Genomic DNA, 18,048 nt, shown 5'->3' on the forward strand with positions numbered 1-18,048 from the left:
TTATGCATGCAAAAAAAGGTGATTGGGTTCAAATTCAACAGATACTTTTAAAACCAGAGGAAAGAACCGCACCACTGCCAGAAGATACCCAAAAGGTTCCCTTAATGATGAGGATAAAAGGGTTTTTGATTAATGAAACTGCAGAAATTGGACAGGAAGTTGAGATAAAGACATTAACGGGAAGACTTGTAAAGGGGAAACTAGTTGCAATTAATCCAAAATATGAACATGATTTTGGAGAACCTGTTCCAGAACTTATCACAGTAGGATTGGAACTTAGAAAGATTTTAGAAGGTGATAATAATGTCTGATTTATCGTACAATGCAGTTATGTCTAGAAAAAATGAGATTATGAAAAGAGCGGTAGGTATAGATTACGAAAAATTTATAATATCAGATATTGTTTTTGACTATGAAAAAATGATGCAGGAGGTAGGATATAGTTTAGAAAAGGTCAGGGAGATTCAACAAGAAACAGGGGTTGGGAACACACCATTAGTAGAGTTAAAACAAATTAATAGACTTATAAAAAAGATTGCTCCAAAGGGTAAAGGTGCACGGATTTTTATAAAAGATGAAGCTACAAATCCTTCTGGAAGTTACAAGGATAGAAGGGCGTCTGTGAGTGTATATCATGCACAAAAACATGGATATAAAGGAGTAATTGCCGCAACTAGTGGAAATTATGGAGCGGCAGTTGCATCACAAGCAGCAAAAAGGGGTTTAAAATGTATAATTGTACAAGAATGTTATGACAGTAAATGGATTGGACAACCAGAAATTTTAGAAAAAGCCAGGGCATGTGAAGCATATGGAGCAGAAGTAGTCCAATTAACAGTAGGTCCAGAACTTTTTTATTATACATTAGTTTTACTTGAAAAAACGGGATTTTTTAACGCTTCTTTGTACACACCATATGCAATAGCAGGAGTTGAAACCTTAGGCTATGAGATAGCCAAGCAAACAAAAGAGCTTGTAGGAAAATATCCGGATGCCGTGGTGATTACCCATGCAGGTGGAGGAATTTTAACTGGAACTGCAAGAGGATTGAAAAAAGCAGGAGCTGTAGAAACACAAGTGGTTGCAGCGAGTGTTAATTTGAAAGGACTTCACATGGCAAGTGATAACGATTTTAATAAAAAGTATTTTACTACGGGTCATACGGGTTTTGGATTACCTTTTGCTACCTTCCCCGATAGATCAGATGTACCAAAAAATGCAGCACGTGCTTTAAGATATATGGATAAATACTTACTTGTTTCCCAAGGAGAGGTTTTTTATATAACAGAAATGCTTGCGCAACTTGAAGGTATGCAAAGAGGACCTGCTGGTAACACTTCGCTTGCTGCGGCATTTGCACTTGCACTTGAAATGGATGAGGATAAAGTAATTGTGGTTAATGAAACGGAATATACGGGTGCTGGAAAACTTCCATCTGCTCAGCTTACTTTTGCAAAAAAGATGGGAATGGAAATAAAAAGAGGAGATCCAATTAATGAGGACTTGCCTGGGAAAAGAATAGTTATTCCAGAGCATCCTTCGCAGATAGGATATATCGAGCTTAACATGGATAATGTAAGAAAAAGTTATGTAAAAGAAGTGATGAAAAGGTATAACAAAAGAAAGTTTAGTGATGAGGAAATCAAATTTATGGCTGAGGATACAAAGACTACAGAAGAAAAAATAATGCAAATTGTTAAAGATTTACTTGGAGGTGAATAAGTTGAAGCCTAGAAAAGACGATTTTAAAGAAAGAAGTAAACATTTACAAAAGATGACCGAAGAAGAACTTAATCAGTACTTTTGGCATCTTGTTGAAAAAGTTGTTGATCCTCTAATAGAGCTTGCAGAAACACATACTTCTCCTTCTGTGGAAAGATCAGTACTTCTTAGAATGGGATTTAATAGTTTGGAAGCTTCAAAAATTGTAGATTTAGTTTTTCAGAGAAATTTGTTGGGAAAGGGCGCAGGTCACATTGTTTGGAGAATAGCTAAAGAGAAAAATATGGATATTTTGGATGCAGGAAGGGCACTTATAGAAGGGAAGTATTGGGAAGATGTGGATAGGATATTTAAAGGGGTGAATAATGATGCTTGATCCAAAAAAACCTATAGATATAGATGAAATATTGAAAGATTTGGATAAATATAGGCCAAAGAGAAAAGGGTGGGTGTGGAGAAAAAGACTTCCTGAAGGTACGAAAATAGGAGATTACAAGTACTACCAAGTTAGCGAAGACTTGAAAAATTCTATTCCTCTTCCCGCTGCACACTATTTTGGAAGTATAGATCCACAACCTGAGGTTGTAATTACTTCGGAAATTGCCTCCGGAAGGTTTGAAGATGATATCAGAAGAATGAGAATGGCCGCTTGGCATGGAGCAGACCATATTATGGTTATAAGGACTTTGGGACAATCGCATTACGATGGACTTATTGAAGGTACACCAGAAGGTATAGGTGGTATTCCCATTACAAGAAAACAACTTAGAGCTACAAGAAAAGCCTTAGATTTGATAGAAGAAGAGGTAGGAAGACCTATAAACTTTCACAGTTATGTGTCGGGGGTTGCTGGACCTGAAATTGCCGTTTTGTTTGCAGAAGAAGGGGTAAATGGAGCGCACCAGGATCCTCAATATAATGTTTTGTATAGGGGAATTAACCCTATTCGTTCATTTGTAGATGCTGCCGTTGCAAAGAAAATTATGGCTTCTGTTAACATGTTACAGATTGACGGCGCACACAATGCCAATGCCTCTGCAAAGCTTGCATGGACAGTTATGCCTGAACTTTTAGTACAGCATGGAATTAATTGTATGTATTCTTTAAAAGCAGGAATGAAGAAAGAATATATTGCACTTTCTACGGTGCCACCTGTTGTAGCACCAATGCCCGAGTTTAGGTATAACCTTCCTTATGCAGTGGCTTTAAGAGAATTATTTGATGGATTTAAATTTAGAGCTCAAATGAATACAAGATATATAGAATCCGATTTATTTGATGCGACAAGGATACATGTGCTTAATACATTGATTTCAAGACTAACCTCTGCTGATCTACAATCAACTATTACTCCAGATGAAGGTAGAAATGTGCCGTGGCATGTAAACTCAATACGTGGAGTAGAAACGGCAAAGCACACCTTAGTAGCATTAGATGGAATGAAGCAGTATGTGAAAATAGACGAAAAGAAAATTAGGGAAAGGGTCAGAGAACTTAAAATGCGTGCAATTTTAATGCTTGAAGAAATATTGGATATGGGAGGATATTTCGAAGCGTTAGAAGCAGGGATGTTTGTTGATAATGGATATTATCCAGAGAGAATAGGAGATGGAATTGCAAGGAAGAAAGATGGCGAGATAGCTGCAGGTACAGTAGTACCAAGAGATGCAGATTACATGGCGCCAGTTTGCGAGCATTTTGGTTACAACAATTTACCAAAAGATATAGAAAAGCCATGTGATTTAATTGGTGGATGTACTTTACATAATCCAGATAAAATACAATTTATAGACGAATTAGATGAAAGTGATAATGTTAATGTTAGACTTGAGAAGATAAGGGATATGAGGAAAAGAAAGGTTATTAAACCTGAGGTTGAGTGGTTTTCAGATGGTTGGATCCAAATGGATATGACATTTGCACTACCTAAAGAACTTGCAGAAGCTGCTGCTATAGCGTTGTGTGAAAAATTAGGGCTTGAGGAACCAACGATTATTCATAAGACAATATTACATCCATCTGAAGGAACATATATTGAAGTGAAAGCAAAGGTGCCATTTGAAATTGAAATTGATAAATTGGAACTTCCAAAAAAACCTGAAACTTTGCCTGAAGAAGAGATATTCGAATATGTAAAGAACAATCCTATACACGTAGTTGCCGGTACAGTGGGGAATGATGAGCATTCTGTTGGATTAAGGGAAATATTGGATATTAAACATGGAGGAATTGAAAAGTATGGTATAAAATATACGTATCTTGGGACAAGTGTTCCACCTGAAAAGCTCATAGATGCAGCTATTGAGACTGGAGCAAAGGCAATACTTGCATCTATGATTATAACTCACAATGATGTGCACGTACAAAATATGAAGAAAATCCACGAATTAGCTATTGAAAAAGGTATAAGGGATAAGGTTATAATTATTGCAGGTGGGACACAAATTAACAATGATTTGGCAATTGAAAATGGTATGGATGCAGGATTTGGTCGGGGAACAAAAGGAATACATGTTGCTTCATTTATAGTAAAAAAATTAAAGGAGAAAGAATCTAAATAAAAGTCCCGGTTTTCCGGGACTTTTTTCTTTTGAAAGTGGTATAATATTTTTGAGGTGATAATATATGAGATTTGTAGATACGCATGCGCATTTACATATGAAACACTTTGATAAAGATAGAAAAGAAATAATAGAAAAGTTAAATGATTTTCCGTTTTTGGTTAATGTTGCCACTAATATTGAAGATAGCTATTTATCTTTATCTCTTGCAAAAAACTATGAAAAAATTTACGCTACAGTAGGTGTTCATCCACATGATAGTAAAGATGTGAGTAAAGATTATCTTGGGGTTTTGGAAAAGTTAGCAAAAGACGAAAAGGTAGTAGCCATCGGAGAAATAGGATTGGATTATTATAGAAATATTTCACCTTTTGAGATTCAACAAAAAGTTTTTACTGAGCAACTTATTTTGGCAAAGGAGTTAAATTTACCAGTTGTTGTGCATATTAGGGATGCATATGAGGATGCGTATAATATAATTGAAATGATAGGACATTTTAATGGGGTAATACATGCATTTAGTGGTGATAAGGAATATGCGTTGAAGTTTGTAAAATTGGGATTTTTTTTGGGAATAGGGGGACCTGTAACGTATAAAAAGAACGAAAATTTAAGAGATGTGATCAGATTTGTGGGAGAAGAAAATATTGTTCCAGAAACTGATTGTCCATACCTTCCACCACAGCCGTTTAGGGGAAAGAGAAATGAACCGGGGTATGTAAGATTTGTTGTGGAGGAAATTAACAGGGTTTTGGGTGAAGATGTTTCAGAAACTCTTGTGAAAAATGCGGCAGAATTATTTGAGGTGAAATTGTGATACATGCAATATTCGGGGTTTTAGAAAAGATAGAAAACGGAAAGATTTATTTAAATGTAAACGATTTAGTCTACGAAGTTATTGTAGGGGATCCTGGAGTCTTTGAAGAATATTTAAGTCAAAAAATTAAAGTTTTTACCAAGATGATAGTAAATGATGATGGAATAAATTTATATGGATTTTTAGATGTTTTGAAATTGAAATTGTTTGAAAAGCTATTGTTAGTTAATAAGCTTGGACCTAAGACGGCGTTAAAGATAATAACTTCTAATGATGTATCATACATTGTAAGTGCAATTGTCAATGAAGATGTAAAAGCATTGTCCATGCTTCCAGGGATAGGGCCAAAGACTGCAGAAAGAATTATTTTGGAATTGAAGGATTCAATGAAGGAATTTGATTTAACAATGAGTAAAAAAGATAAAAAGGTGCTTGAGGCGATAGAAGCGTTGGTTACCTTGGGATTTAGTAGAATTCAATCTAAAAAGGCTGTTAATAGAGTTTTAGAAAAGGATGATACTTTAGATGATGTAATAAAAAAAGCGCTTAAATTTTTAAGCAGGTGAAAAAATGAAAGTTTCGGCGATCTCAAACCCTATGTTGGGTTACAAACTTGACTTAGGAGAACCAGGACTTTCACATGGTGCGCCCGCAAGTAGAAGTGTATTAAGGGTTTTAAATCAGGAGCTGAGTAATTATTTTGCTTTTAAGAGAAAAGCCGAAAAAGAAGGCGGGTACATAATTTCTGGAGGAATTTATCTTGACATTAGAAAACGTGGTTCTTTTTTAGCTGCAGTTGCGGGAAAGACAAAGGTTTGGATGTACATTCCAGGTCGTAAAAGTGAAGAGAAAAGTACACCAGTTGATACAAGACACATAAGTGATAAAATAAGGCAAATTGAGATGAAATTGAAACTTGAGCAAGACCCTGTAAAAAGAGAGGAATTAAAAAGACAAATTTTGTTATTGGAAATTGCCAAAAATGCTTTGGCATTTGGGATGTCTGTTCCAAAGTATTTGTTAGGGATTTTGTTTGATCAAACTGCTTAAAGGGGGCTTTTTATGAGACTTTCCGAAATAATTGAGAAAATAGGTGCTAGAGAGGTTTTTTTGAGAGATGATTGTGAAATCATTCACGCATATACGGGGGACTTACTAAGCATGGTCATGAAAAATGCAGAGAGTAGTTCTATATGGATTACCGTTCAAAATCATTTGAATATAATTGCTGTAGCGGCTATGACCGGGATCAAAGCGATATTGCTTTGTGAGAATTTAGATTTTTCAGATGAAGTCATAGAAAAAGCAAAAGAAGAAAATATATGTCTTTTAAAGATTCCTGATAATGCATTTGTTGTTTCGGGAAAGGTATATGCATTGGGGATAAGATGAAGTGTGATTTACACATTCATACGTGTTTGTCTCCTTGCGCGGATATTACAATGGTTCCAGGTGAGGTATTAAAAAGGGCACCAGATGTTGTGGCTATTTGTGATCATAACATAGGAGGAAATGTGAAAAGTTTCCGAGATGTTTTTCAAAGATGTGGTAAGTTAGTTGTACCTGGAATTGAGGTCCAGACGATAGAGGATGTACACATTTTAGGTTATTTTTTTGACATTCTTTCTTTAGAAACCTTTTCTTTGATAGTAAAAAAACATCTGCCAAAAGTTAATTATGATCCGGAACGCTTTGGATATCAGTTATATGTCAATGAAAAAGATGAGTTTACAGGTGTTGAAGAAACACCATTGGGTTTTCCTACCGATTTGTCTTTAGAAAAAGTAATTTCCCTTATTTTAAAGTTTGAAGGAATACCCGTATATGCGCATATAGGAAGAAAATTTGGAATTCTGTACCAATTGGGTGTATTTCCACGTTTATCGGTGAATATTTGTGAAGTTACAAATAAAGAAGAGCTGGATATAGCACGTAAGAATGGGTTTGTAGCCATATCTTCTTCTGATGCCCATTTTTTAGAGCAGATTGGTGAAAGATATAGTATAATAGATTGTGAAATAAAAACGGTAAAATCTGTATTACTTTCTATTGTTGAAGGCAAGGTGAAAACAATATGGGACTTTTGACTATAGCAGATCATGTTTTAGATATAGCCGAAAATTCTGTGAAAGCAGGTTCAAAAAATATAGTGTTAGGAATATTTGAAACGGATAGGGAATTTACCTTTGAGGTAAGAGACGATGGACCTGGTATTAAAGATTTAGATAGAGTTTTTGATCCTTTTTACACATCGAGGGATAAAAAAATAAGAAGGTTTGGTCTGGGACTTCCATTTTTAAAACAAGCGGTTGAGATGACAGGGGGGACTTTAGATATACAGACAAAAATAGGTGTAGGTACAAAAGTAAGGGCTACTTTTATAAAGACACATATAGACTGTCAACCTGTAGGAGATTTAATTTCTGTATTTTTATCACTTTTAATGAACAAAAATGTAAATTTCCAAATCAAAAGATGCAGAAATGAAGAATGCTATGAAATAAGTTCAGAAGTTGTAAAAAAATACTTAGGAGAGCTAGATTCTCCAAGTAAAATAAATATTTTAAAGGAAATGATTAAAGAATTAGAATACAAGGAGGAATAAGCATGCGAAAGTTTTTTGTCCTTTTCTTTTTGGGAATCTTTCTGTTTTCATTTGCAACGGTACTTGAGAAGGTAACTATTAATGGTTTGAAACTACTTGATGAGAAAGATTTAGAGTTTGCATATTCTCAATATTTGGGAAAAGATATTAACGATTATGCAATTTTAGATATTGTAAAATCCTTAAAATCCACGGGTTATTTTTCAAGTGTGGAATGGTCGAAAATTGAAGGAAAAGGTTTAGAGTTAGTTATAGATGTGGTAGAAAATAAAAAGGTGGAAAAAGTGAACTTAGTGGTAGAAGGAGTTGGATTAATTTCGAAGGAAACTTTAGATGCATCTATTACTTTAAAGGAAGATAAGCCATTTAGTTTTGTGAAATTCAGGGAAAGTATTTTAAATATCTCAAAAAAGTACGAAGATGAAGGTTATATTGTTTCGAATGTTTTTTCAAAAAATAAAGAGCAGGCTTTTATTTATGTTTCGGGAAGTGTTAACGCAACAAGTGTAACTTTTAGAGTAACTGAATATGCATTGTATGAAGTGGAATTTTCCGGTGAAACGGAAAATATAGAGGATATTTTGACCAAAATAAAGGAAAACTCAAAATTAAAAGAATATAAAAGTTATTTATCAAAAAATTGGTTTTTACGTTTATTTGACGATGAAAAATCTTATTATCCAAAGATGTCTGATTTGCAAAGGATATTTCAAGAGTTCGGAAAGTATGTGTATTTTTCACCATACTCAAAAATACAAATTTTGAGTGTGGAAAGTGAAAAACCATCGAAAAAGTTGAAAATTATCGTTGTGCAGAATAGACTTATAAAAAATCCGTTATTTTTTGAGAGTGTGGAAGTAGAAGGAAATACCTTATATGATTTTCCAGAGATAACTGCGTCTGGCACACTGACGAATAGTGATTTGTTAGATATTTTACAAAAGGTAAAAGATTGGTATGAGAAAAATGAATACATAGTAAATGTTCAACCAAAAATAAAGGATAATAAATTTATTGTTAGTGTAACTGAATACAAATTTGGGGATGTGAAGATTGAAGGTCTAACGAGAACAAAGAAATACACTTTTGATGATTTAATTTTTATTGTACCTGGAGATTTTGCAAATAAAAGTGAACTTAGAAAAACATATGTTGAGATTTATAAAACACAATTTTTCGATAATATAGATTTTGATATTACGCCTGTTTCAACTAACGTTTTAGATGTAAAGTTGAAATTGGAAGAGAAAACAAAAAGATTTAACTTTATAGGAGGAGGGGCATGGGGACCTCCTGGTGATGGAAAACCGTGGTATGAAGGATTTGCAGCGCAAGTTCAATTAAAGACTGTTAATCCGTTTGGATTTGGACAGAATATTGGTTTAAATCTTTCTTTGGGATTGGAAAATAAAATAGTGGGGCTTGAGTATTCAATAAGAAAGCCGTTTGGAAGACCGTTAATTTTTGGTACGAAATTAAATTATTCTTATTCAACTGATGATGCAACTATAACTAATAACGTGGGATTTAGTATATCTCTTAGTACTTTAAAGATAAACAACAATTCATATATCTTTGGGGCTGGTGTAGATTACAAGACTACTGTTTCTACTCAAGTTAGTGAAGAATATTTGGGAGGAAACGTATTAGGTGGATATATATTTGAAACACTCGATGATTTAATAATTCCAACAGAAGGAATTTATCTAAACTTTACAGGGCAAAGATACTTTAAAGTTATGGGAAATGCACCTGTTGCGTATAAATTTCAAGAGGAAGCATCTATTCATATACCGGTTGGAAAGTTTTCGATAGCCTCTCGTTTATATGCATCTCAACTTTTACAGGAAGAAGGCAACAAAATATACAATTATTTGTCTGGATTAAACAGCCTTAGAGGAGCAACACTTGAAGGGAATATGGCATTTCTCTTAAACAATGATTTAAGATATGTAGATAAAAAGAGTAATTATCCATTTTACTTTTCGTTATTTGGTGATATGGCGTATGTAGGTGATACTTACACATTTGATAGGATAGATTGGTCTGTAGGAGTAGAACTTGGTTTAAATGTTCCAATGTTGGGGTTAATAAGAGTAGGTGAAGCGTATTATAACGATAAGTGGAATTTCTTCTTTTTAATGGGAAAAACATTTTAAAGGAGAGGATCTAATTGGAAATTGTTGTTGAAAGTATTGTAAAGGATGGAGAAAAAATATACGCTGTTTCTTCAAATAGCCCATTTTATGTGGATTTTAAGGGAGGACAACTTGGGGATAGAGGATACATAGGTGATGCCAAGGTTTTAGGTGTGTTTGAAAAAGATGGAAAAATATATCATAGAATAGATAGAAAGATAAAACAAGGAATCTTGGGGGTTTTTATAGATGAAAAACATAGGGAATTTGTAAGGGCACACCATACGGCACAACATATTTTATCTGCTTCACTCCATGAAGTTGCAGATATAAATACGGTTGGATTTAGAATGGGATTTGAGTATACCACTATAGATTTAGATGTACCCTTTATTGAAGATAATGTATTACAAGAAGCAGAAATACTGTCAAATGAAATCGTGAGAAAATGTTATAATGTAGAGGAAATTTGGGTTAAAAGATTTGAACTTGATAAATTTAATCTTAGAAAGGCTGTTAGTGATAAAGTGAAAGGTGATATAAGGATAATAAAGATTGAAGATTTTGATTATTCACCGTGTGGTGGTTTTCATGTGAAGAATACAGGAGAGATTGGAATAATAAAGATATTGAGAAAAGAAAAAGTTAAGGGAAACCTTACAAGGGTTTATTTTGTTGCTTCTAGTTTAGCTTTAAGTTACTTTCAAAAGTATAATAGGATTTTAGGTGGGATTTCAAAGAGTTTAACTAGTTCTGTATTTGAACTTGAGGAAAAAGTGTCAAAAACGTTGGAAGATTTAAAAATGTATGTATCTAAAGTTGAAAGACTTTCTCAAGAATTGGCAAAGTATAAGATAAGAGAAATTAAAAGTGTTGGTGATGTGTACTATTTAGAAGGTGAAAAAGAAATATTAAGATATATTCCAAAGTTTTTTGACAAGAAAGATGCTCTTTTAATTCTATTTGATGGTAAAAGTTATAGTTTTACATCAACTGGAAAGTACAACGTTGGTGAAATTATAATGAAATTAAAAGAAATATATGGTGGTACAGGAGGCGGGGGAAGAAGTAAAGGGAATTATATTAGCAATATAGGTTTTAATAGATTGTTGGAGGTGATAGAATGAAAAAAATTTTGGTTTTGGTGGGAGTATTGTTTGTATTTTTAGCTTTTTCGAATATTTTCCAATTTTTACCTGAAAAATTTGATTCGTTGTTTTATGTACCAGATTTAACACAATTTTACGATGCTTTAAAAAAGACAAATACTGGAGATGTATTTATAAATCAAATAGGTCTTGAACAGATGGTTTTGGGTATTTTGGAACAGCAGCTAATGATGCAAAATTACACCTTAGATGATTTGGATTTATTCAAGGAATTGTTAGTTGCCTCAACTGTCGATGGGAGTGCAGTTATAGCTATTGGACCTTCTAAAGACCCACAAAAAATAAAGGAAATTTTTGAAGCGTTTTCAGGAATGCAATTTCCGTCTGAGGTCTTGGTTAAGGATGGTTATTTTGTATTTTCAAATTTACCGTTTGGTGGAAAGCTACCTAACAAGGTTAAAGAAAATATAGAAAAAGGCTATTTGGCAGTAAGTTATGTAAATACTAATGAGGATTTAAAAGTAGAAGGGTATGGTTATGCAAGACTAGAGGGAAATACATTTAGACTTTACAATGAAATTGTTCCCAAAGACCAAGAAACTAAAGATTTTATTTTAGATTTGGAAAAACAACAAGGAAAGGATATTTTAAGTGATAATAAAATAGGAGGAGATTTGTTTATATTTTTGAACAAAAAAATTCCAAAATCTTTGTTGAAGCTTTTAACAAACGTTACAGAAGAGATGAATGTTGATTTAAACAAATTTTTGGAAGATTTTAGTGGTACGGCTTACATATCTGCTAACATATCCGATTTTATATTAAACGCTCTTTCTGGTATGCAGCAATCAACTGTACCTTTCTATGGTGTGGTATATTATAGTGGATTGAATTGGGATGATTTAGAAGGAATAAGCAAATTTGAAGTAATAAATGGTAAAAAATATGGGGTTGAAGTTACCGAAGAGGGTACACCTGTTGTGTATGTGAATTTGGAAAGTGACAAGATGACATTATATGGGATAAGCCCTGAACAATATACACCAGGTGATAGGACATTTATTGAACAAAATTACAGTGATGATTATTTCTTTGGAGTGTTATTGAATTTAAATCCTACTATATTTAATTTTATAGGTGTAGACACAGAGGCCTATTTGAAGATACAAGTTTACGCAAAAGATGGAAAAATATTTGCAAAATCCGTTTTAAAGTGAAAAAAGATTAATTGAAATCCAGGTAATCACTGTTACCTGGATTTTTTTTATGTGATATAATATATAGTTGAATTAAATTGAAGTGATGAGGTGATCCTGTTGAATAAATTCAAGAAACTAACTATAAAAGATGTACTTAAAGGAGAAGAAGATTATGTAGGAGAATCTTTAAAGGTTATAAGAAAAGAAGATGGAGATATTAACGCATTTATTACAGTTGTAGAACAATCAAGTGGTAAGATTCCCATTGCTGTTAAAGACAATATTGTAACAGAGGGTATAAGGACCACTTGTGCCTCTAAGATTTTAGAAGATTTTATTCCGCCATTTGATGCAACAGTTGTAGAAAAGTTAAAAAAGAATAATTTTGCAATAGTTGGTAAGACAAATTTAGATGAATTTGCCATGGGGACGGGAACAGAGTATTCTGCGTTTTTTGTTACAAAAAATCCTTGGGATAAAGAGAGAGTTGCAGGGGGGAGTAGTGGGGGATCTGCGGCAGCTGTCGCTAGTGGAGAGGTGGTTGCTGCTCTTGGAAGTGATACAGGTGGCTCGATACGGCAGCCTGCCGCATTTTGTGGTGTTATAGGTTTTAAGCCTACATATGGTTTGGTTTCAAGATATGGACTTGTGGCGTTTGCGTCTTCTTTAGATCAGATTGGTCCTATAACTAAAACTACAAAAGATGCCGCTTATTTGATGAATGTAATTTACGGAAAAGACGAAAGAGATGCAACAACGGTTGATAAAAAAATTGATTTTGAAGTATTATTAGAAAAGGATTTTTCAAAAGCTGTTGTAGCATATCCAGAGGAAGTCTTTGGTGAAGGTGTTGAAGAAGGAGTAAAAAAACAATTTGAAGAATTTATAAAATTTTTGGAAAAGAAAGGTGTAAAGGTTGAAAAGATTTCTTTTCCCGAGTTAAAGTACTCTGTGGCAACGTATTACATAATAGCACCTGCTGAGGTAAGTTCTAATTTATCCAGATTTGATGGAATTAGGTTTGGAACTAGAGTGGAGGAAAAAGGTCTGCTTGAAACTTATTTAAAAAGTAGAAAGCAACTTGGAGTAGAGGTTATAAGAAGGATAATGTTGGGAACTTTTACTTTAAGCGCTGCGTATTATGATGCGTATTTTGAAAAAGCGCAAAAGGTCAGAAGGTTGATTTCAAATAGATTAAACAATTTTTTGGAAAAGTACGATTTTATAATCACACCTACTTCTCCAATTACCGCTTTTAAAATAGGGGAAGTAAGAGATCCTTTGGTCTATTATATGATGGATATCTTTACCATTCCAGCTAATCTTGCAGGATTACCTGCCATAAGTATTCCATTTGGTTTTTCAGGCAATTTGCCAGTGGGAATGCAAATAATGGGTAAAAGGTTTGATGATCCAAAAGTATTGGGATTTGCAAATTTCATTGAAAGAGATGTTCCTGTTGTTTTTCCATGGGAGGCGAAAAAATGAGATTTAAGCCAGTAATTGGTCTTGAAATACACGTCCAGTTGAATACTGAGACAAAGGCGTTTTGTTCTTGTAGTGCGGATGTATTTGAATTAGAACCAAATACTGCAATTTGTCCAGTGTGTACAGGGCAACCAGGAGCGTTGCCTGTGCCATCTAAGCAGATGTATGAATTTGGTATATTATTAGCCGCTGCGTTGAATTGTAAAATACATGAATATACAAAATTTGACAGAAAAAATTATTTTTATCCGGATCTTCCAAAGGGATATCAAATAACACAATATTTTTATCCACTTGCCACTGAAGGTTTTTTGGAATTAGATGGTAAAAAGATAAGAATAAACAGAATTCATTTGGAAGAAGATGCGGGAAAATTAATTCACTCTTCTGAGACTATTACCCAGGCTGAAAGTTCTTTTGTTGATATGAATAGGTGTGGTGTACCTCTTGCAGAAATAGTAACTGAACCTGATATAGAATCACCAGAAGAAGCAAAGAAATTTTTAGAAAAATTGAGGCAGATATTAAGATATTTAGGTGTAAGTACAGGTGATATGGAAAAAGGTGCGCTGAGATGTGATGCCAATATTTCCGTAATTGACTTGGAAAACAATGTCCAGAGCAATAAAGTAGAAGTAAAAAATATGAATTCTTTTAAATTTGTGGAAAAGGCATTAGAATATGAATTTGAAAGGATAAAGTCACAACTTAAAAGAGGTGAGAACGTTTTAAAGGAAACACGAGGTTGGGATTTATCAACAAAAACAACTATTTCTATGAGGAGCAAAGAAGAAGCAAATGATTACAGATATTTTCCAGAACCAGATATACCTCCTGTTGTAATTTCAAGGGAAGAAATCAAGAAAATTGTGGAAAAGATGCCTGAACTTCCAGATGAAAAATTAAATAGATTTAAGAAAAAATATACGTTGACAGATTATGAAGCAAAAATTTTAACTTCTTCCGTTAAACTTGCGGATTTCTTTGAAAGATGTGTATTTGAAACAAAGAATCCAAAAGAGACATCAAATTGGTTTTTAACAGAGCTTCTAAAATACACATCGTCTGAAGATGATTTTGATACTTTGAAAATAAAACCTCATCATTTTAAAGAGTTGTTTGAGTTGATTGTTGATGGAAAGATTACAAGAAATATTGCAAAGGAAATCTTTAAAGAAGTTTTTGAAACGGGGAAAAGTCCAAGTAAAATAGTGGAAGAAAAGGGAATAGAGGTAATAGGTGATGAAACGTTAATTGAAGAGATGTTGAAAAAGATTATGGATGAAAACAAAGATAAGGTAGAGGCATACAAGAATGGTAAAAAAGGATTGATGGGATTTTTTGTGGGGCAGGTAATGAAACAAACAAAAGGAAAAGCAGATGCAAGGAAGGTAAATGAAATAGCAAAGAAACTGTTGGGAGATTGATAAAATGAAAAAATTTGTGTTGCTTTTTTTAGTGTTTTCAATAGCCATATTTTCAGGAGAATTTTTGATTTTTGATAATTCAATTATATTAAACTCTCCGCCTTTTTTTATGCAACTGGGCGATAGTTTTGGAGTGGGATTTTCCTATTCTACTGAAACAAGATATTATACGGTAAAGGATGTAGGGTTTTTGAAAGTCAAAATTCCACAAAGTAAAGAGGCATTTTCAGGTGCTTTTTTTGTGGGGAGTAATTTTGGAATTTACCTTTATGTTGAAAATGAAGTTTTGCAAATTCCCAATAGTTTTCAAAATTTGGAATTTTTTGTTTCAAAAGATTACGCATTTTATTCTTCTCTTTCAAAGTCTTTTTACGCAATAGGTCCTATTTCTTTAAACACGAGGAGTTTGTTTTTAAAAAAGGGATTTGATTTTGGTTATTCTATGAATAGGTATTTTTTCAAATATAAGGATTATTCCGGTTATTTTTTAAATTTAGCTGGAAAATATTTTTTGGGTTATTTATATCCTTTGGATAATTCTTTAGAACAAGGAATATTAGGGGGACTTGGTAGTAATTTTAAAGAGATTTATTTGGATGTAGGAATTAGAAAATTTTTTGATCTTGGTAAGATAAGGGGATTTGGATATGCGTACGTTTATTCTCCTACAAATGATATATTTAATTTTAACTATTTTACGGGATTTTACGTAATACAACCTTTGAAAGGAGAATTTGTTGTTTGGGATGGAAAAATCTCTATCAGATTTAATTGGTGATTTAGATAAAGTATCACTTTATATTCACATACCTTTTTGTAAAAAGAAATGTTATTATTGTGATTTTGTTAGTTATACAGAAGGTAGTGTGGAAAATTATATAGAAGCGTTGATAAAAGAAATAAGTTTGTATGAAAGTTTTTTGAAAAAAGGGATAAAGACCCTATATATTGGTGGTGGAACCCCGAGTTATATAAATGAGCATTATATTGAGAAGATTTTGTTCCACATAGATAGATATTTATTTTTAGAAGAATTTACTATAGAAATTAATCCTGATTCTTTTGATAGGCAAAAGGCGCTTTTTTACAAATCTTTAGGTGTGAATAGGATTAGTTTGGGAATCCAGTCTTTTGACGATGAGGTATTAAAAAAGGCAGGAAGATCTCACGATAGTTATCAGGCATATAAGGCGTATAAAATTGCCAGCGAAATTTTTGACAATGTAAGCGTAGATTTTATAGTAGGTTTACCAGGGGAGAATTGGAGAAGCGTTGAAAAAATAGTGGAATTTGTAAGACTTGAGTATCCCGTTCATTTATCTTTGTACTTGTTAGAAATTCACGAAGGAACTTTTATTTCAAAGATTATAAAGAGAATATCTGAAGAGTCTTTTGAAAGATACGATGCCTTGTTGGATTTTTTTAAAAAAGAAGGATATGAGAGATACGAGATATCAAACTTTGCGTTAAATGAAAAGTATGGAAAACACAATTTAGTTTATTGGGCTAACGGTGATTACATAGGTTTAGGATTAGCTGCAGGTGGTCATTTAAAAAAATTTAGGTATAACAATGTTTCTGACTTTAAAAGTTATTTTTCAAAATTGCGTTTAGGAGAATATCCATATGGATACAATTCCGAGAATAATAATATCAGAGAAGTATTGGAAACTATATTTATGATGCTTAGGACAAAATGGGGAATTGATAGGAAGTTGGTACATTTGGATTTAAATATGGAAGCAATTTTAAATATTCTAAAAAGGAAATTTTCTTTTTTTGACGGTGTGAGATTGAGTGAAAAAGGTATGGATTTTTCGTCTATGTTCCTGTCCGAGCTGTTAATGCTTTGGGAGGAATTTTATGAGATATAGTATTTTGATCTTGATAACGGCGCTTTTTGCGTTGTTTATAGTCGCTTCAGTAGCTTTGTATACAATAGATTTTGCAAGGGATTTTTATGATTTTGGAATGAATTTTTTCTTTAAAAAATATGTGTTTTATATATTATTTGGTATACTAGTTTCTACATTTCTGACATTTTATTTGAAGAAAGATTTTTTTGAAAATAAAGCATTAATGTGGATTTTTTATTTAATAGTTGTTGGATTTCTTTTGTTACCTCTTTTTGGACCATTTTCATACAAAGTAAATGGAGCAAACAGATGGATAAAAATTCCAGGTTTTTCTGTGACATTTCAGCCTTCAGAACTTGCCAAGATATTTGTGATCTATTTCTTGGCGATATATATAAAAGATAACAAAGAAAAGATAAAGCACATTTGGTTTGGACTGTTAAAACCCTTGTTATTGATAAGCCCATTGTTGTTTTTAATTTTTATAGAGCCAGACTTGAGTACCACTCTTTTAATTTTGTTGGTTGCAATTACTTTGCTTTATTTTTCAGGTGCAAGATTAGTTCAAGTAATTTTTCTAATTTTAGTTTTAGTGTTAATTGCGTTTGTTTTAAAAGAAATAGGATTTATACACGATTATCAATTGGATAGGCTGAAGGCTTTTTTGTCAAATGAAATGCAATGGCAAGTGAAAAAAGCATACGATGCAATTGGAAATGGAGGATTTTTTGGTACAGGGCTTGCGCTGGGAAAGTATTATTTTTTTGTTCCACAATCTGAATCAGATTTTATTATAGCAACAATAGGGGAAAATTTTGGATATTTTGGAATTTTATTAATAGTAATCAGTTATTTGTTTATCGTAAGTAACTTGATAAAGATAGCCGATGAAGTGAAAGATGATGTTGTCAGATACTTTATATGGGGATATGCTGTTTTGATGTTGTTTCAGGTGGTTATTAATATGGGTGTGGTAAGCCGTATTTTTCCCGTTACGGGCATTCCACTACCATTTGTAAGCTATGGTGGAAGCTCTATTTTATCTTTTTCCATAGGGCTTGGTATTATTTTTGCGGGGATCTATAACCAAGAGTGAGTTTTTCCGATAAGTAATATAGGGAGGTGA

General features: G+C 33.0%; 18 protein-coding genes. All 18 read left to right on the top strand.

Translation table 11 applies throughout. The features are described from left to right. The first annotated feature begins 2 nt into the window (after positions 1–2). The 18 genes from ortA (at position 3) to XJ44_RS05365 (ending at position 18,018) form a co-directional block, all read left to right on the top strand. Positions 3–311, top strand: a complete 309-nt coding sequence (gene ortA, locus XJ44_RS05280; protein ID WP_075665963.1) for a 2-amino-4-oxopentanoate thiolase subunit OrtA — start codon at positions 3–5, stop codon at positions 309–311. After that, entirely contained in the window at positions 304–1,722 is a 1,419-nt protein-coding gene (gene ortB / locus XJ44_RS05285) for a 2-amino-4-oxopentanoate thiolase subunit OrtB (protein WP_075665964.1), read from the top strand. Before ortA ends, ortB begins: the two co-directional genes overlap by 8 nt. Then, positions 1,715–2,098 (top strand): ornithine aminomutase subunit alpha, encoded by a 384-nt coding sequence (locus XJ44_RS05290; RefSeq protein WP_231450338.1) that lies wholly within the window; start codon positions 1,715–1,717, stop codon positions 2,096–2,098. The genes ortB and XJ44_RS05290 overlap by 8 nt, the downstream gene beginning before the upstream one ends. Then, the gene (gene oraE / locus XJ44_RS05295) at positions 2,091–4,283 is read left to right on the top strand and encodes a D-ornithine 4,5-aminomutase subunit OraE (protein WP_077198312.1); all 2,193 of its coding nucleotides are present in this window, start codon (positions 2,091–2,093) and stop codon (positions 4,281–4,283) included. The genes XJ44_RS05290 and oraE overlap by 8 nt, the downstream gene beginning before the upstream one ends. A 64-nt stretch (positions 4,284–4,347) precedes the next feature. After that, positions 4,348–5,100 (top strand): TatD family hydrolase, encoded by a 753-nt coding sequence (locus tag XJ44_RS05300; RefSeq protein ID WP_077198313.1) that lies wholly within the window; start codon positions 4,348–4,350, stop codon positions 5,098–5,100. After that, entirely contained in the window at positions 5,097–5,666 is a 570-nt protein-coding gene (ruvA, locus tag XJ44_RS05305; RefSeq protein ID WP_077198314.1) for a Holliday junction branch migration protein RuvA, read from the top strand. The genes XJ44_RS05300 and ruvA overlap by 4 nt, the downstream gene beginning before the upstream one ends. A gap of 4 nt (positions 5,667–5,670) precedes the next feature. Beyond that, positions 5,671–6,150, top strand: a complete 480-nt coding sequence (locus XJ44_RS05310; protein WP_077198315.1) for a hypothetical protein — start codon at positions 5,671–5,673, stop codon at positions 6,148–6,150. A 12-nt stretch (positions 6,151–6,162) separates the two neighbouring features. Beyond that, positions 6,163–6,492: a DRTGG domain-containing protein gene (locus XJ44_RS05315; RefSeq protein WP_077198316.1), complete on the top strand. Its 330-nt coding sequence runs from the start codon at positions 6,163–6,165 to the stop codon at positions 6,490–6,492. After that, complete coding sequence (locus XJ44_RS05320) at positions 6,489–7,187, top strand: PHP-associated domain-containing protein (RefSeq protein ID WP_143608997.1); 699 nt, start codon at positions 6,489–6,491, stop codon at positions 7,185–7,187. Before XJ44_RS05315 ends, XJ44_RS05320 begins: the two co-directional genes overlap by 4 nt. After that, positions 7,175–7,705: an ATP-binding protein gene (locus XJ44_RS05325; RefSeq protein ID WP_077198317.1), complete on the top strand. Its 531-nt coding sequence runs from the start codon at positions 7,175–7,177 to the stop codon at positions 7,703–7,705. Before XJ44_RS05320 ends, XJ44_RS05325 begins: the two co-directional genes overlap by 13 nt. 2 nt (positions 7,706–7,707) lie before the next feature. Beyond that, positions 7,708–9,864, top strand: a complete 2,157-nt coding sequence (locus tag XJ44_RS05330) for a BamA/OMP85 family outer membrane protein (RefSeq protein WP_077198318.1) — start codon at positions 7,708–7,710, stop codon at positions 9,862–9,864. Positions 9,865–9,878: 14 nt separating this feature from the next. Then, a complete protein-coding gene (locus tag XJ44_RS05335) occupies positions 9,879–10,970 on the top strand; it encodes an alanyl-tRNA editing protein (RefSeq protein WP_077198319.1) in 1,092 nt (363 codons plus the stop codon). Then, complete coding sequence (locus tag XJ44_RS05340) at positions 10,967–12,169, top strand: hypothetical protein (protein WP_077198320.1); 1,203 nt, start codon at positions 10,967–10,969, stop codon at positions 12,167–12,169. Before XJ44_RS05335 ends, XJ44_RS05340 begins: the two co-directional genes overlap by 4 nt. A gap of 99 nt (positions 12,170–12,268) precedes the next feature. Further along, positions 12,269–13,639: an Asp-tRNA(Asn)/Glu-tRNA(Gln) amidotransferase subunit GatA gene (gene gatA, locus XJ44_RS05345; RefSeq protein ID WP_077198321.1), complete on the top strand. Its 1,371-nt coding sequence runs from the start codon at positions 12,269–12,271 to the stop codon at positions 13,637–13,639. Beyond that, a complete protein-coding gene (gene gatB, locus XJ44_RS05350) occupies positions 13,636–15,066 on the top strand; it encodes an Asp-tRNA(Asn)/Glu-tRNA(Gln) amidotransferase subunit GatB (RefSeq protein WP_077198322.1) in 1,431 nt (476 codons plus the stop codon). The genes gatA and gatB overlap by 4 nt, the downstream gene beginning before the upstream one ends. Before the next feature lie 4 nt (positions 15,067–15,070). Further along, the gene (locus tag XJ44_RS05355; protein ID WP_077198323.1) at positions 15,071–15,844 is read left to right on the top strand and encodes a hypothetical protein; all 774 of its coding nucleotides are present in this window, start codon (positions 15,071–15,073) and stop codon (positions 15,842–15,844) included. Then, positions 15,813–16,940, top strand: a complete 1,128-nt coding sequence (gene hemW, locus XJ44_RS05360; RefSeq protein WP_077198408.1) for a radical SAM family heme chaperone HemW — start codon at positions 15,813–15,815, stop codon at positions 16,938–16,940. The genes XJ44_RS05355 and hemW overlap by 32 nt, the downstream gene beginning before the upstream one ends. After that, positions 16,930–18,018, top strand: coding sequence for an FtsW/RodA/SpoVE family cell cycle protein (locus XJ44_RS05365; RefSeq protein ID WP_077198324.1), 1,089 nt, complete (start codon positions 16,930–16,932; stop codon positions 18,016–18,018). The genes hemW and XJ44_RS05365 overlap by 11 nt, the downstream gene beginning before the upstream one ends. Positions 18,019–18,048: the final 30 nt, after the last annotated feature.

Source organism: Thermosipho affectus (assembly GCF_001990485.1).
Taxonomy (GTDB): Bacteria; Thermotogota; Thermotogae; order Thermotogales; family Fervidobacteriaceae; genus Thermosipho; species Thermosipho affectus.